We start from the raw sequence: 14,982 nt of genomic DNA, 5'->3' as shown, positions 1-14,982 counted from the left end.
TCCCTGTTTGTCGATAATTTCAAATGTTTGTCTTTTGACATTCAGCCTGACGCTTAGTTTTGGTTGGATGCCCTGTATAGATATTTTTGTAGCTCTTGCTGCTGCTTCGCGGCGCTGTTCCTCGGCAGAGTAAGGAAAATCGTGCAGGTCTGTCAGGTTTACAGAAAGCTTCTTAAGACCGAGGGAAGAATACCTGCCAGGGCAATCATCGTAAGTGAGCGGGCACCTCATATTTCATGCACCGTGACAGCCCCGACCATATCCTGGCCAACAGCTACAAGCTGGCTGAAAAAATCATTCCTATCGATTTTGTTTTGCTTTAATAGGGCTTCGAGTTGGGGGCCTTCCGGAAGCAGCCCATCAAAAAATGGTGGGAACGCATTGAACTCATATCTGCTACAGGTTTTGGGGAGGGTGAGAGATATTGGTGGGCCTTCATAGTCAGGGTCATAAACAAAGCAAAAACGACGACCGGAGTCGTGTACCTCAAGAATACCTGCGGTGATTGAGTGGACACGAACCTCAGCTTTTCTCATTGCCGTTTTCCATGAGATGATTCATCAGTGGACTTTCAAGTAGTACGGAAATATTTAGTGCGTGGAGAACTTTTTTAAGGGAACTGAAGCGCACGGTATCCTTGCCATGTTCAATGTCGAAAATTACAGTTTTACCAAGCCCTGCCAAGTCTGCGAGTTCTTTGATTGAAAGCCCGGTTTTTTGTCGGTGTTTGCGTATGATTTTCCCGAAAGCATCATTGGTTAAGTTGCTGATATTTACTGGCATGGCGGTATAAACGTAGAGTTTGTATTTATTTGTGGGTGAATGTAACTGTAATACATAATTTTTACCGGAATCGTGGTAAAAAATCAATATAATATAGTGGTTGTGGGTACAGAGGAATAATTCTTGCTGTGTTGCTGCTATGGCGGTAATTAATGGGTAAAATACATGGGGAGGGCTATTGAGAACGTGGTTAGTTATGCCTTCCCTCCGTTGGGGCAACCACGCAAATGCCATCCAATAAGTTGGCAATACACAGTAATTTTTTGACGACAGTCACCGTTCATCCCCAAGCTTAGCAAAAGCTGGAGACTGTTTAACAATAGATCAACGAGCAAACGGATAAACAGGGTGGCAACCATCAGTTTGTGCCTGTGAGGATTCCATTTTTTGTAAAAGGTATATCGTGAGCGGTAAAACATGATACGGGTCTTAGCACTGTATTTGGCAGTTTGTCCCTGCAAATGATAAATCTTTGCCGAAGGAATAAAGTATACCCCCCAGCCATTTCGGTGCATGCGGTAAGCCCAGTCCGTTTCTTCAAAATAGAAAAAATAGTCTTCATCGAAAAGGCCGACGTCATCCATGGCTTTTTTGCTGACAAGCATGCAGGCCCCAATACATGAATCAACCGGTATTGGTTTTAAATAGTCTCTGCGCTTGCTGGGAAATCTTTTTGGAAAAAACAAGCGCAGAAGAGTCTCGTTGGTAAGCATTGCCCGGACGCTTGGGAAATTGGCAAAGGAGTTTTGGCGAGTACCATCTTCATTAAGTAATTGGCCGCAGGCCATTCCAACCTTAGGGTTTTCCTCTAAAAACCTATATAACTGCTGAATAGCGCCATGGGTCAAGATTGTATCTGAGTTAAGCAACAGAGCATAGCGACCATTCATTTGTCTGAATGCCATATTGTTAGCTGCAGCAAAGCCTAAGTTTTGCTTGTTTTCGATGACATGAACTTCTGGGTAGGTATTTTTGACTTTTTCAACACTGTCATCGGTTGAACCATTATCCACAACCCAGATCTCATAAACCATTTGGGGCATATGTTCGTAAATGGATGCGAGGCAGTTAAGGAGCAGTTGCCGGGTGTTCCAGTTTACTATGACAATTGATATTTCCACGGCAGTTACTTGGTTTAGTTGGAAAATTGGTTATTTAGAAGAGCCTTTTGCAAAAAGTAGCCATCCCCGAGGTAAGCAGAGACTCCGGTGTTTCTATCGGGAATCCAAGTCTTTATCAACCATCAAATATGGATTCCGTCTAAAAACATGACGGAATGACGTGTTTAACTGATTGTACAGAGGCTCAGGAATAAAGGAAAATTGGCCTGCATAGTACTCAATTATTAGGTAAACATAAAGAGGAACTAGCTTTGTTAAGAAGGGAAACTGTCAGTTTTTTTGTGGGTATTAGAAAGTTCAACAAGTTTGGCATATTTAAAGAATTTGTTGATGGCATCAGAAACCGCAATGATAAAGCCTGGTGAACCATCTCGAAATCCCATTCGGAATAGATAGTTATATAAAAAAGCCCAGGTACCCCTAGCTAACGCCTTGTTATATGAGGCCATTTCGCCATTTTCAAACAGTTCGGCGGCGCCAATGGAAGAGTAGCGGTCTATTTTTGCCAGTGTATGTTTAATGTCTCTGGTCGCGTAGTGAATTAATGGATTTTGCAGTGTTCCTGTTGAGCCTTCGACGATTATGGATTCGTGCACGGGTTTTGAGTTCATTTTGCAGAACTTTGTATTGATTAACCTGACTACGTGATCAGGCCACCAGCCGGCATGCTGTATCCAACGATTTAAAAAAATGTTTTTTCTAGGAACTTTGTACGCATTATTGGAGCCTGGGTTATCTAAAATATGTTGTATCTCAATTGCTGACTCGGGCGAAACCCGTTCGTCGGCATCAAGCACAAGCACCCATTTGTTCCGACAGCGATCTATTGCGATTTGTTTTTGGATTCCAAAACCCTGCCACTCTTCCTGAAAAACTTTTGCCCCATATGATGCAGCAATGGCAACAGTGTTGTCAGTGCTGCCGGAGTCAACAACAACAACGTCATCAACAAATGCGATGCTTTTAAGGCAGTCAGCAAGCCGTTCTTCTTCGTTAAACGTAATAATGGCAATGGATAGAGGTATTTTGGTGCGACTCATGGTTTTCGTTTTATACTGGGCATGGTTTACGGAAAAATAGGTTCGTAATACGAATTATTCCATAACATAATACGAGTTTTAAATAGGCAGAATGTGCATCTCATTATTGATGGGGTGGGTGCCGCGCAGGAAGAGACCTTTTCGGCCATCAATGCTGATCGGGTCACCAAAACGTATTTCGCGGCCGCTAATCTCGCAGCGTTCTTCTGCTTCAAATACCTTAAGATTCTTGCAACCAACCACACATGTTTTTTCAAGTCGCAGAGCAACAATTGAGGCATGCGAGGTCTGGCCGCCTCGGGCAGTTAACAGACCATCGGCCTGGGAAATCTCTTTAATGTCTTCCGGAACGGTGTCCTGACGCACAAGGATCAGCGGGGTTCCAGGATCTTCCTGGCGGAGCCTGTTGATATTGTCCACTGTAAAAACGGCCCTACCCGACAGGGCGCTGCCGCTGACTCCAATACCTTTACCGAGTATCGACCTGGTCATTGCGGTGCTTTCTTGAAAGGCATCGAAATTTTCTTTCTTTTTGATGGTGATCATATCCCTGGTTTGCAGAAGATGCAGGTCAGCAGCCTCCGGCCCTTCAAAGGTAAACTCGATGTCCTGAGGGTTCCAGTGCTTTTCATACACCAGGTCGCGGGCTATGTCGCGCAGGTGTTGATAGATTTTTGGGAAACGTGTTTCCAGCGAATTTTCCTTGGAGCGGCCATCAATTTCGGCCTGTTCAACCGAGATTGGAAAGGTCGTTACCAGGCCGGAGACGATATCTTCACCCTGGTCAGCGGTTGCATAATCACCCCAGAGTGCTACCCTGCGGACTTTACGATAGGGATGGGCGGTAAAAACAACACCACTGCCGGATTTTGGGCTCAAATTACCAAAAACCATCTCCTGGATAATAACGGCGGTACCCCAGGAGTCAGAAACATCCATCAGGCTTCGGTACTCTTTGGTTTTTGCGGTGTTCCACGAATCAAGCACCGTTTCAATGGCCCCTACAAGCTGGAGCCAGGGGTCATCAGGGATGCCGATACCGATACCGCGAATCGCCTTTTGGTAATTTAATGACAACTCTTTCATTTGGGCTGGGGTAAACTGGCGCTTCACCTGGACATCATGGGTGGCCTTTGCCTCGTTCATCAAGGTTTGGAAGATTTCCCGGTCAATACCTTTACTCATGGCCCAGGATTGTAAAAACCTGCGGTAGTTGTCCCAGGCCAGATATTCCTTGCCGGTTTTATGGGCAAACTCTTCGGCCAGATCTTCATTTAAACCGACATCGTGCAGTGTTGCCATCATGCCGGGCATGGAAACAGCTGCCCCGCTTCGTACAGAGACAAGCAGCGGGTTAGATGGGTCACCGAAGCGTTTACCGGTTTTGTTTTCAACCTCGGTTAGGGATTGCCGAATCTGGGCCATAAATTCGTCACGGGCCTTGAAGAAATCTTTAACAACCGGCCAGCAGCGGAAAATCTCAGTTGTAATGATAAATCCAGCTGGCACAGGCTTGTTGTCAACTGCCAGTTGCGTCAAGTTATAGCCCTTGTTTCCAAGCAGGATCAGGTTTGTTGTGTTTTTGCTGGGCGTGTGCAGAGAACTGATTACATTCTCGGGGTTATAGGTCATCAGGAGGTTGAGTTTGGACTCGTCGAGAACTTCTTTCTGGCTTTCCAGGGTTTGATAGATTCTGGTAATAAAATTGTCCAGGCTTTGCAGGCCGAAGGTTCCGGCAATTAGATCGCGCAGGAATGATTCACTTAAACGGTGAATACTGCCGGAGATATCATTTTCACTCCACAATTTGCTGTAGCGCGGCAGCAGGCTTTCGCAGCCTACCTGGGGAATAATGATGGAAAGGTTGTTTTGATGAATATTGGTGTAATAGGCATAAATAATGTCTTTAACTCCGCTTGATAAGCCCCGTAAAATATCAAGGTATTGGGTGTAGGAAAAGCGTTTTTGTTCCACCGAACTTTCAAGCAGAGAGACGTAGGTTTCAAGGTTTCGGCTGGTAATACCATCTATTTTAAGGGCACGCAGGTAGAGCTTTAGGCACTTGGTAATTCGAATAAAAGTAATTTCGGTAATAAATGACAGGTTTACAGTGTCCGGAATTTTTTCCAGGTAGAGGTTGGCCAGGTTTTCCAGCCTGAAGGTAAGCCCGATGGCATCGAATTTTTTTTCGCGATAGCGGCCATACACCGATGGAATGTCAACCGCAATGTGACGCTTGTAATAGATATCTTCCTTTGCTTCGAATATCTCGTCGCTCAGAATTGTTTCCTGGAGTTTTTCAAGATGGGTTAATATTGCATCAAGGCATTGAAAGGTATCGCATATTTCAAGATCGGCAATGAGTTCTTCAATCTCTGGAAAACCCGAATTAACGGCAATATCAAGCTGATGACGTAAATCCTGCAACCCAAGATTATATTTTTCATACAACAGAGTATACATGTGGATAAGGAGGGAAAAACGCCTGACCTCCACAGAGTTTAAGTCAGACTGTTGAGCAAGAAAGTTTTCCCGAGTTTTTTCATCCCAGTCAAGCAGGTCCTCTATGTTGGAGAGATCAGGCAGTTCGAAAGCCCTCTTCATAAGAATGTGCAGGTCGTCTATGAATGGGCCTGTCGTCTTGATGGCGTAGAGAACTTCATGGGGAAGGAACTCCCTTAGAACGTTAATGTCACGCGAGCGCCAGAATGAAAAAATTGCCTTGATAAAGTCAACAATCAGATTGCTTGACTCAACATGGCTCTGCTTTCTTAAAAAATGGATCAGCACATCTTTGCGACTGTGGGATTCATCGAGTTCCGTTGATACTTCACGCAGTTCACCCTCGGCGCCAATCTCGTTGAAGAAAACCGGCAGCAGCTTGGCAAATTGTTTTGCTAAATTGTAAATTGGTTCAATAGGGTGGTTGAGCAGTTCGGTGATGTCTCTTTGAAAGAGATCTGTGTCCTTGATGCAGGTTCCAGAAAGATGGAGGTTGATGATCAAAGCAGAGAACAGGGTTGAACACCATTTAGGCTCCTGCATAATCAGGTTTAACCACACTCGGATATTCACCAGATGGGCGGGGTTGGCAATCGGCTGCCAGTCTTCATCAACACCGGTGACATTGGCATATTGAAAGCCAAAGCGAACCACTTCCCATAAAAAGCTTTCCACCAAACTGCCACTGCCCTTCTTGAAAATCTCAGACCCTAATACCTGAATACACTGCAGGGAGGTGTGAGGAAATTTTATTACATTTGCTTTTAAATGTTGAAAGGTGGTCAGTAAAAACTGTTCAATTTCCTCGAAGGCCTGTTCATGAATTAAAAGAACCAGGCTGCGGTTAATCTCTCGCAGGGTCTCTTCATGGATGAGAAAGAGACCGGGGGTGTCCATAATCCGAAACAAAAAAAGCAGCTTTCTGTTTTCGGAAAAGCGGTCAAGCTGGTTGCCTGATTTATCCAAAGAGGAGGTCTCTTTCTTTTGAGCCTCACGTATCTCCGGGCTTCCAGGGTAGGCAGCGTTTGGGAAAGGCACCGCAAGCAGTTTGCCTGGGATCTCTTTATAGAGTCGAACAATTTCAATATGGTCTGGTTGCTTCAGCAGTCGTTGAAGTTCTTGGGCTGTCTTTGGCTTGGCTGCGCTTTTTTCATCAAGTGCTGTAAGGTGCTCGGTCATTTTATGGTGAGAAATTGCCGAAAAAAGGCCGCTTACATCCCATTCATCATTTTCATGCCCACACTCGGAAACAAACCACGGTAGGGGATCTTTTTCCGTAAGCCAGTATTGATAATCGATTTGCAGAAGTTTTTTGTAAAGCTTGGTAAATGGCTGAAAATCAAATACTGCCGGGCTCTCATTTTGGCCGGCTGCACGAATGATTGACTGGGCGATTTTCTTTACCGGGTGATAGCTCTGAACCATATACATCAGAACTTGGTCGTCTAGTTTATGGAGTTTTTCAAAGCTTGAGTTTAAAACGTTTTCGTAGCGTTTTAGGCTTGCAGAATCGAGCAGATTGATATGCTTATCCATATAAGCAAGCAATGACTCCATGGCCAGGGCCAAGATGGAATCGCCGCTTTTGGGGGCGTAGGTCTGACTAATTTGGTGGGGGTTGGATTTTTTGGTTTTTGAAATGGCCCAACCCTGGTCAATGGCTTCGAGATGTATAGTAAAAAAACGTAAATAGGCCTCAGGCCCTTTGTCGTGTTTGCAGTAATGGTTGGTGTGTTTGAGGATAAAGGCCCGGAGCTTTGGCAGAACAAGGCTCCAGTTGCGAAACGGGTGGTTAATTTCAAAGAGCAGATCATTGATGCTGTTTTGTATGCCGCGAAAATCTGCTACGACTTCTATTAAAACGGCATAGGACGGGTCAATAGGCACATCCTCAACAGCTGTTTCCTGTAAGTTTGCCTTTAATGCATCTGATTCGATGAACTCGTTATTCATAGATGAACCATTTTAACGGCATTGATTACTAGCCACAGACCCACACGAACACACACGGACAATTATAAAAATAGCCACAGTACAATACAAGCCAACACGGGAATCGGAAATGAATCCTAAAGGAACATTTGTTTTTATGCTGTTAAGCGAAGCGTCCGTGTGAGTCTGTGTGGGTCTGTGGCTAATAAAGCAGTTTTCTGTTTTTTTATAAAGGTTTTTTCCCTTCCATAAGAAGCACCAGATCAAGAACTCGGTTCGAATATCCCCACTCATTGTCATACCAGGATAAGATCTTGACCATATTGCCAATCGCTTTTGTTGATAGGGCATCAACGATAGAAGAGTGTGGGTTTCCCTGATAGTCGATAGAGACCAGCGGTTCTTCCGAGTAGCCCAGGAATTTGTTGGCCCCTGCTTTAAGGGCCTGATTAATTTCGTTTACGCTTGCCTCTTTTTCAAGTTCCATAACCACGTCGACCAACGAAACATTTGGCGTGGGAACTCGAACAGCCAAGCCGTCGAATTTACCTTTGAGTTCAGGCAGAACCAGTGAGACGGCAGCGGCAGCACCAGTTTTAGTTGGGATCATCGATAGTGCCGCTGCACGGGCCCGCCGCAAGTCGCTGTGTGGAAAATCAAGGATGCTTTGGTCATTGGTGTAGGCATGTACTGTTGTCATCAACCCTTTTTTAATACCAAACTTATCAAGAATAACCTTGGCGACTGGGGCCAGGCAGTTAGTTGTGCAGGAGGCATTGGAGACGATATTATGCTCAATTGGGTCGTATTCGTCTTCATTAACACCCATCACCAGGGTTTTCACATTGCCTTTTGCCGGAGCAGAAATAATAACCTTCTTGGCACCGCCATCTAAATGAGCGCCGGCGGTTTCATCGTTGGTGAAAAATCCGGTTGACTCGACAACATATTCAACGCCAACATCCCCCCAGGGAATGTCTGCTGGGTTTCTATGGCTGAAAATATTAATATCTCTGCCGTTCACAGAGATGCCCTTTTCCTTTGCAGAAACATCCTTATCATAGACTCCCATAATAGAGTCGTATTTAAGAAGATGTGCCGTTGTTTCGATGCTGGTCAGGTCGTTAATAGCGACAATTTCGATGTCCTTGAAGGCAGGATCTTTGTCAATAGCTCGAAATATGTTTCTGCCAATTCGTCCAAATCCGTTAACGCCAATTCTAATTGTCATCTTTTTCTCCCGTTTTGTTGGATTAAAAATTTTGCAAGGACGCCAGGGCTTTTGTGTAGAGGCTCAGGTAGCTGTCCTTAACTTTTTCCCAGGTGTATTTATTCTGGATTAATTGAACTGCTTTTTTTTGCATCGCAACAATTTCCTGCCGCGAAAATCTGTATGAATCTATAGCTCTTACCATGGTTTTTTCCAAAGCAACTCCGCTATGTTCATGAAATGAAAAACCTGTTTCACCATCAATCACCTTAACAAGTCCGCCTGTGTGATGAACAATAGGTAAATTACCAAACAGCTGGGCAATAAAATCGGTTAAGCCACAGGGCTCATACAGCGAAGGAATGAGAAAGAAATCGCCAGCAGCATAAACTTTGTTTGCCAAGGTCGAATCAAACCCCCGCAAAACACAGACACGGCCTTTGTTTTGCTTGTTACGCGCCAGGCTTACCAGAGAATCTTCAATCTCTTTTTGGCCGCTGCCCAATATCAGTATCTGAAAATCGGTATCGATAGGCAATAAGTTTTTTAAAGCCTCGGTCATTTTGTCCACACCTTTCTGTATGGAAAATCGCCCGATAAAGGTAAAAAGTGGTTGGTCTGGTTGAAAGGAGATCTCTCCGGTTTGTTTGATGCCCGGATATTTGGCGGTGCTGAGTTCGTCACAAAGTGCTTTGCGGCATTTTGCCTTCCCGTCAAGTTTCTGACTGGGAGCCATGCCAGGCGTAAAACTACAGGCCAGGCCAAGTTTTTTGTAATTTTTCAGATCAAAATCTTCAGGATCAATCCCGTTGGTAACGCCCTCGAGGGTAACGTCTCGTTTTAAAAACGTATGGCCAAGCAAGCCGGTCAGATCATCAGTAGATGTTTCTCGGAGTTCACGGGCATAATTTTCACTCACCGTATTCATTACGGCATATGGTGATGCGGCCAGTAACGGATCAAAATTCAGGTTTAGTTGGTTGGCTTTGATAACACTGGCCGGCAGTCCTGAAATTGTCTGGGCAAAGGGCAGGTCTGCGACCTCTTGATGATAACCTAGTCCAGCGTTATGGATTGTGACCACCGTGCCGGTGTTTTTAAAGTAATGCCGGAAGCCCTCAATCTCTCGAATCATAGCGGGAATAAGGGCCGTGTGGCCATCATGGCAATGTATGATGTCGGGCTTTTGGTCGAGCTCGATTATTAAGGCAAGGGCGGCTTTTTGTAAAAGAACGTTCATGGCAAAGTAGTCATAATGCCCGTCGCCCTGACGATGTGCTGGGTTTCGCTTTTCTTCATCAACTGTATAGGAGTAAACGCCGCTTTTTTCGGCGAAGCGCGGACTGTCAATAAGGTAAATATCGACTTTATCTTTCTTATGCCAAATAGTTACCCATTCACGGCGTTCTTCCTGGGTATAGGACATATCTACTTGAAAGGTCAGCGCTTTTTGGGTGAATCCAAGCTTTTTTGGATCCATAAACCCGTAGGCCGGTAACACTGCACGTATCTGTTTTCCGTCTATTGCCAGGGCCTCTGCAAGTTGTTTTGCAACATCTTTTACCCCCCCTGCTCCAGCAAGGGAGCCGTACTCTCTGGTGACAAACCAGATGTTTTCTATGTTTTTTGTATTGCTCATATTCAGCTATTGTGGCGGTGTGTATTGTTGAATGATTTAAGGCGGAAAAAACTACTAAATAATCTTGATAGTTTGTCACAAACAGGTGGTGAAAGTACAGTGTTTTTATTCTCGGTTGCCAAAAACTTTGTGGCCACCAATTTGTGAGTGGCGGCAGAGTTGTTTTACTATGCAGGGATGTCAGGGGAGAAGAACTGGCTAAGTATAAAGCTCAAGAGAGTTGTACTGATATTTGGCAATGTCAGCGGCGCTTTGCTGATAGGATTTAACATGGAAGCGCAAGAGGGGGCCGTTGCTGGTGTCGAGTTTCTCTGGGATAGTTGCCTCGGGGGCTCCTTTCAACTCGAGTTGTTCAGTTTGTTCTTCCTCAATTTCTTTTTCTACTCGTTCATAGCGTTGAACTTCCTGGTGGAATTTGCTTTTTGCTTCATCAAGTTTATCCAAGCGGAGTTCTTGGGCAGCTTTTGTCATGCGGCGGGTTGCACTGGCTGCAACCTTAAGGTCTTGAGGTGAGGGACTGGCTGGGGCTAGGGCCGCACTACGAACAACTTTCATTTTTTTAATTGTGCCTTCGGGGGTATCGGCACTGGAAGAGTTGATCATGACCTCTCCATGTACAGCATAGGATTTTCCGTCTGGACCTTTTACATACTCATAAGTGGCGCCGCTTTGAGCATAAGCAGCCGCTGCCGCCAGGTGGGCTTTTTCATGGGCCCGAATCTCTTTGTCACGATGCTTCAGGTCGGCAATCTCCATCCGTTCACTGACGGTTAGTGTCTCCCCTGATGGTTTTGTTTGTCCAGGTGGGGCGATAGTTTGCTCCTCTTCATTTTCTGTTTCAAGTTTTAGCGGGTTCTCTGGAATCTCGTAGCGTACCTTTTCGTCATCGGTCGCAGATTGGCTCTGTTCATTTGAGTGATCTTGGGTCTGAGTGAGGCCTGGAACTTGTGGTGAGGATAATGTAACAGTATCTCGAGCCTCGAAAGCCAGAATGTCATCTTGGGCAGGAAAGTTAGCTCGGCGGCTCGGTTCAGACTGCCGATCCATGAGAAAAGAGGCGCTTTCCGGTATTTTTGCAGTTATTGTTGTCGGCATACGTTTGTCCAGGGGAAACCGTCCCTGGATTCTTATCGACTGGTCTACGGGCTTTCATTAATTATTTTTTTAAAAAATTGCCTAAAAATAATTTATTGCAATAATAACAGTGTGTTACGCCGTTTTACTTTTTTACTGCACTGTTTTTTGGCGGAGCAGGTGGTCGGCAATGGTCAGGCAGACCATTGCTTCGCAAACTGGAATAATCCGCGGAATTGCCGAGATATCATGCCTGCCGCCGATTTTGACAGTTACAGGTTCTCCCTCCAGGTTGATCGTCTGCTGATTTTTGGCGATGGAGGGTATCGGTTTGACTGCAACCCTGGCGATCAGTTCATCACCGTTGGAAATGCCGGCAAGAATGCCGCCGGAGTTATTTGAAGCAAATCCATCTGGGGTTAAGGGGTCGTTATTTTCGGAGCCCTTCAGGGCCGCGGCACGAAATCCTGCACCGATCTCCACGCCTTTAACTGCGCCGATTGACATCAGGGCCCCGGCTAAGGCTGCGTCAAGTTTGTCAAATACCGGCTCGCCAAGTCCAGCTGGGCAGTTATGGACTGAAATTTCAACGATTCCGCCAAGGGTGTCGCCTTCTTTTTTGGTCTGTTTAACCAGTTCTTCCATCTGTTCTGCGGCTTTTAAATCGGGGCAGAACAGCCTGTTCTGCAAAATAACGGAAAAATCTCTTTGAGCTGTCGTGATGTTGCCTAGAGCTGTTGTGTATGCCTTAACAGTTATACCGTACTGAGCAAGGAGCATTCGGGCTACAGCTCCAGCTGCAACTCGGGCGGCTGTCTCGCGGGCAGAAGCCCTGCCGCCGCCTCGATGGTCACGAACACCGTATTTTTTGAGATAGGTTATATCGCCATGGCCCGGACGAAATATGTTTTTGAGGTGGTCGTAGGATTTGCTATGGGCATCTTTGTTGAATATAACCAGGGAAATTGGTGTGCCGGTTGTTTTGCCTTCAAAGATTCCGGAAAGAATTTCGATCTTGTCCGGTTCTTGGCGGGGACTGGCGGCTCCGCCGGTCCCTGGGCGCCGCTTGTCCAAGTCCTGTTGGATTAAGGCCTCATCAAGCAATAGGCCCGGAGGGCAGCCGTCAATAGTTGCTCCAACAGCAGTTCCATGGGACTCTCCCCACGTTGTGACCCGAAAAACTTTGCCGAATGTGCTTCCTGCCATGTCTCTGTCCCGATGGTGTAATAAAGTTGTCTGTTGCTGGTTTAAAAATCAATGCTACAATGTTTCAGAAGGACTGTTCTTGGCCAAATGAAAACTGTTAACCGTTATTTGGAAAGCGGCTTTTATATTGGGCTAGAACAGTGTCAACTATCTCCGTGATAGTCTTGCCGGCGGTGTCCACTGCAATATGGCTCCCAGCTTTGTATAAAGGTTCACGCTGGGCAAGTACGGAGGCGACCTCCTGCTCGGTTCCGCCTCCTGTCAGAGATGGTCGTTGGCTGCAAGTTAGAGCATCTTCGGCCAGGCGTCGGCAGATAGTCTCTTGGTCAGCCTTAAGCCAGACCACCATACCAGCCCGCAACACTTTTGGCCAGAGTTCCTGATGAAGAATTGCCCCGCCACCAGTGGCGATGACAAGTCTATCTTGTTGGTTAATAAGCTCTTCGAGCAGGCATTTCTCTTTCTCTCGGAAATAAGGCCAGCCCTTGGTTTTAACCAGGTCACGTATTAAGGAGTTTTCCCGGGACTCTATGGCTTTATCCATATCGATAAAGTTAAACGAGAGTCTGTCCGCGAGAAGCTTGCCAATCGTCGTTTTTCCAGTGGCACGATAACCGACTAAAATAATCTTCAAATTATGCATACCGCATTTACGCTTTTTGAGGTCTATATGTCAATTGTTGTATGAACTAAGGCCCTGTTTTAGCCAGGCCATTGAGCCTAATTCTATTTTGTAAGATCTACCATTATATGCTCAGGCTGTTTATCTTCACGTCTCCCCGGCATGCTTTAAGCCGGGGTCCAGTTACATCATGGAAGCCCTGATCTACTGATCCTGATTCTGCACACGCTCTGCCTGTTTTTTCTCCGCCTATACAACAGCCAATTTGCACCCAAGAGCTTTGGTTACTTTGCTAATTGTAGAGAACTTGGGGTTGCCGTTCTCAGCCAGGGATTTATAAAGGCTTGCACGAGTAACGCCGGCTTTTTGGGCTACCTCTGTCATGCCCATTGCTCGTGCAGCAGTATTGAGTGCATGGATGAAATCCGATTCGTCTCCGGTCGCGGCAACTTCTTGTAGAAAAGCGCGAATCTCTTTAGGAGTGTTCAGGTGTTCGGCAATGTCAAAAGGTTTTGTTTTAAGGGCCATAGATCAATCCTCCATTTGGTATAAAAGCTGAGCGGCTTTTTCTATATCTTTGGCCTGGGTAGATTTATCACCGCCTGCCAACAGAAATACTACCCTGCCATCTTGAATGGTGTAGTAAATCCGTAGACCAGAGCCAAAGAAGAAACGCAGTTCAAACAGGTCGGGGCCAATTTTCTTGAAATCTCCAAAGTTCCCGTTTTCAATCCGATTGAGACGGGCCAAAACTTTTACCTTTATTGAAACGTCTTTCAGCTTGGCAAACCATTTGTTGTAGATGTTTGTGCTCCGGAGTTCGTATTTCATACCAGTAATGTATCCCTCAAGATACAGATTGTCAATGTTCACCTAAGGAAAAATATGGGGTCGGGTCTACACACCTGACAACCTGAACCATTTAAAATCTATATCTTTGTCAAATGTGTAGACCCTGATCTATTTGCTGATTTATTAGGGAAAAATAATTTCGTCCCCATTTCCGTCCAGTCCCAATTTTCGATTGTGGCAGCTCGATTTGACAAATTCGGTGCTCCTGACCCGCAAACAATGCTATACTCGCTTAACATTTGGAATAATACCATATACATGAGGTGAACCATGCCCCGTGCCACATCTGTCCTTTCTAAAGAACTGTATCAGGAGATCGAAACCTTGCCTGAGGAATATTTGCCGGCCCTTCTCGAAATCGTACGTGGATTTCGACATGGCATCCTGCTGAAACCGGCTGAAGAAAGTTTCAAGCAGGGAATGCGGGAGGCCCTCAAAGGCGATACCCTGCCGGTGTCGCGCCTGTGGGAAGGGATCGATGCCCACTGAACCGATCAAGGTATCGTTCACTCTCGAGTTCAAACGCAATCTGCGCGCACTCGCCAAAAAATACCGTTCAATCCGTTCCGATATACAACCTCTAATCGATCTCCTTCTGGCTGGCGAGCTCCCTGCGACCAGGTGCCGGGCGTTAATCTGACCATCTTCAAGGTGCGCTTGCAAAATCGTGATTTGCAAAAAGGCAAGCGCTCAGGCTATCAATACTCGTGGACTCCGGTTAAAAGCATACCGGAATGACGGATTTACGGGAAGTTGCGATCGTCATCCCCGAGATAAGCGCAGACTCCGATGTTGTTTTTTTGACGGCTCCTAAAGCTGTTCGTGAATCTCTTGAATTTTCTTGACTAATCTTTTTTCTGAAACCTTACATATCGTTTTCATTTCTGGTGCAAACACAGATATTTTATACTCTTCGATCAGTATCTTAAATTCATCAATCATGGCTGAAACAACAGTTTTTCTGGCTGGCACATGAATGCTATCGAGAATTTTCAAAAGGG

Annotated in this window: 14 protein-coding genes; 1 reads left to right on the top strand and 13 read right to left on the bottom strand. The window is 45.7% G+C overall.

The window, feature by feature from the left end; translation table 11 throughout:
* Window positions 1–227: 227 nt before the first annotated feature.
* The 12 genes from HQK80_11755 to HQK80_11700 all read right to left on the bottom strand — a co-directional run bounded on the left by HQK80_11755 (window position 228) and on the right by HQK80_11700 (window position 13,960).
* The gene (locus HQK80_11755; protein ID MBF0222883.1) at window positions 228–536 is read right to left on the bottom strand and encodes a HipA N-terminal domain-containing protein; all 309 of its coding nucleotides are present in this window, start codon (window positions 534–536) and stop codon (window positions 228–230) included.
* Window positions 523–783 carry a helix-turn-helix transcriptional regulator gene (locus tag HQK80_11750; GenBank protein ID MBF0222882.1) on the bottom strand — a complete coding sequence of 87 codons (261 nt, stop codon included), beginning with the start codon at window positions 781–783 and terminating at the stop codon, window positions 523–525. Before HQK80_11750 ends, HQK80_11755 begins: the two co-directional genes overlap by 14 nt.
* Window positions 784–977: 194 nt before the next feature.
* Window positions 978–1,904, bottom strand: a complete 927-nt coding sequence (locus HQK80_11745; protein MBF0222881.1) for a glycosyltransferase family 2 protein — start codon at window positions 1,902–1,904, stop codon at window positions 978–980.
* Window positions 1,905–2,158: 254 nt separating this feature from the next.
* On the bottom strand, window positions 2,159–2,944 hold the full coding sequence (locus HQK80_11740) for a glycosyltransferase family 2 protein (GenBank protein ID MBF0222880.1): 786 nt from the start codon (window positions 2,942–2,944) through the stop codon (window positions 2,159–2,161).
* 78 nt (window positions 2,945–3,022) lie between these two features.
* Window positions 3,023–7,399 carry a phosphoenolpyruvate synthase gene (locus tag HQK80_11735; GenBank protein MBF0222879.1) on the bottom strand — a complete coding sequence of 1,459 codons (4,377 nt, stop codon included), beginning with the start codon at window positions 7,397–7,399 and terminating at the stop codon, window positions 3,023–3,025.
* A gap of 205 nt (window positions 7,400–7,604) precedes the next feature.
* Window positions 7,605–8,609 carry a type I glyceraldehyde-3-phosphate dehydrogenase gene (gene gap / locus HQK80_11730; protein MBF0222878.1) on the bottom strand — a complete coding sequence of 335 codons (1,005 nt, stop codon included), beginning with the start codon at window positions 8,607–8,609 and terminating at the stop codon, window positions 7,605–7,607.
* A gap of 22 nt (window positions 8,610–8,631) precedes the next feature.
* Entirely contained in the window at window positions 8,632–10,227 is a 1,596-nt protein-coding gene (locus HQK80_11725; GenBank protein MBF0222877.1) for a glycogen/starch synthase, read from the bottom strand.
* Window positions 10,228–10,425: 198 nt separating this feature from the next.
* Window positions 10,426–11,322: a hypothetical protein gene (locus HQK80_11720; GenBank protein MBF0222876.1), complete on the bottom strand. Its 897-nt coding sequence runs from the start codon at window positions 11,320–11,322 to the stop codon at window positions 10,426–10,428.
* A gap of 132 nt (window positions 11,323–11,454) precedes the next feature.
* Entirely contained in the window at window positions 11,455–12,507 is a 1,053-nt protein-coding gene (gene aroC / locus HQK80_11715; GenBank protein MBF0222875.1) for a chorismate synthase, read from the bottom strand.
* A 97-nt stretch (window positions 12,508–12,604) separates the two neighbouring features.
* Window positions 12,605–13,150: a shikimate kinase gene (locus HQK80_11710; protein MBF0222874.1), complete on the bottom strand. Its 546-nt coding sequence runs from the start codon at window positions 13,148–13,150 to the stop codon at window positions 12,605–12,607.
* Between the two features lie 228 nt (window positions 13,151–13,378).
* Window positions 13,379–13,657, bottom strand: a complete 279-nt coding sequence (locus tag HQK80_11705; GenBank protein MBF0222873.1) for a putative addiction module antidote protein — start codon at window positions 13,655–13,657, stop codon at window positions 13,379–13,381.
* Between the two features lie 3 nt (window positions 13,658–13,660).
* Window positions 13,661–13,960, bottom strand: a complete 300-nt coding sequence (locus HQK80_11700) for a type II toxin-antitoxin system RelE/ParE family toxin (protein ID MBF0222872.1) — start codon at window positions 13,958–13,960, stop codon at window positions 13,661–13,663.
* A 291-nt stretch (window positions 13,961–14,251) separates the two neighbouring features.
* On the opposite strand from HQK80_11700, the gene HQK80_11695 reads away from it, so the two are divergent.
* Window positions 14,252–14,470: a hypothetical protein gene (locus HQK80_11695; protein ID MBF0222871.1), complete on the top strand. Its 219-nt coding sequence runs from the start codon at window positions 14,252–14,254 to the stop codon at window positions 14,468–14,470.
* A 321-nt stretch (window positions 14,471–14,791) separates the two neighbouring features.
* Here the strand turns inward: HQK80_11695 and HQK80_11690 are convergent.
* A partial coding sequence (locus tag HQK80_11690) for a DUF3418 domain-containing protein (protein ID MBF0222870.1) occupies window positions 14,792–14,982 on the bottom strand: 191 nt, incomplete at its 5' end.

Source organism: Desulfobulbaceae bacterium (assembly GCA_015231515.1).
Classification (GTDB): domain Bacteria; phylum Desulfobacterota; class Desulfobulbia; order Desulfobulbales; family VMSU01; genus JADGBM01.
The sequence above is the reverse complement of the archived record's forward strand: the minus strand, read 5'-3'. Positions and strand labels throughout refer to the sequence as shown.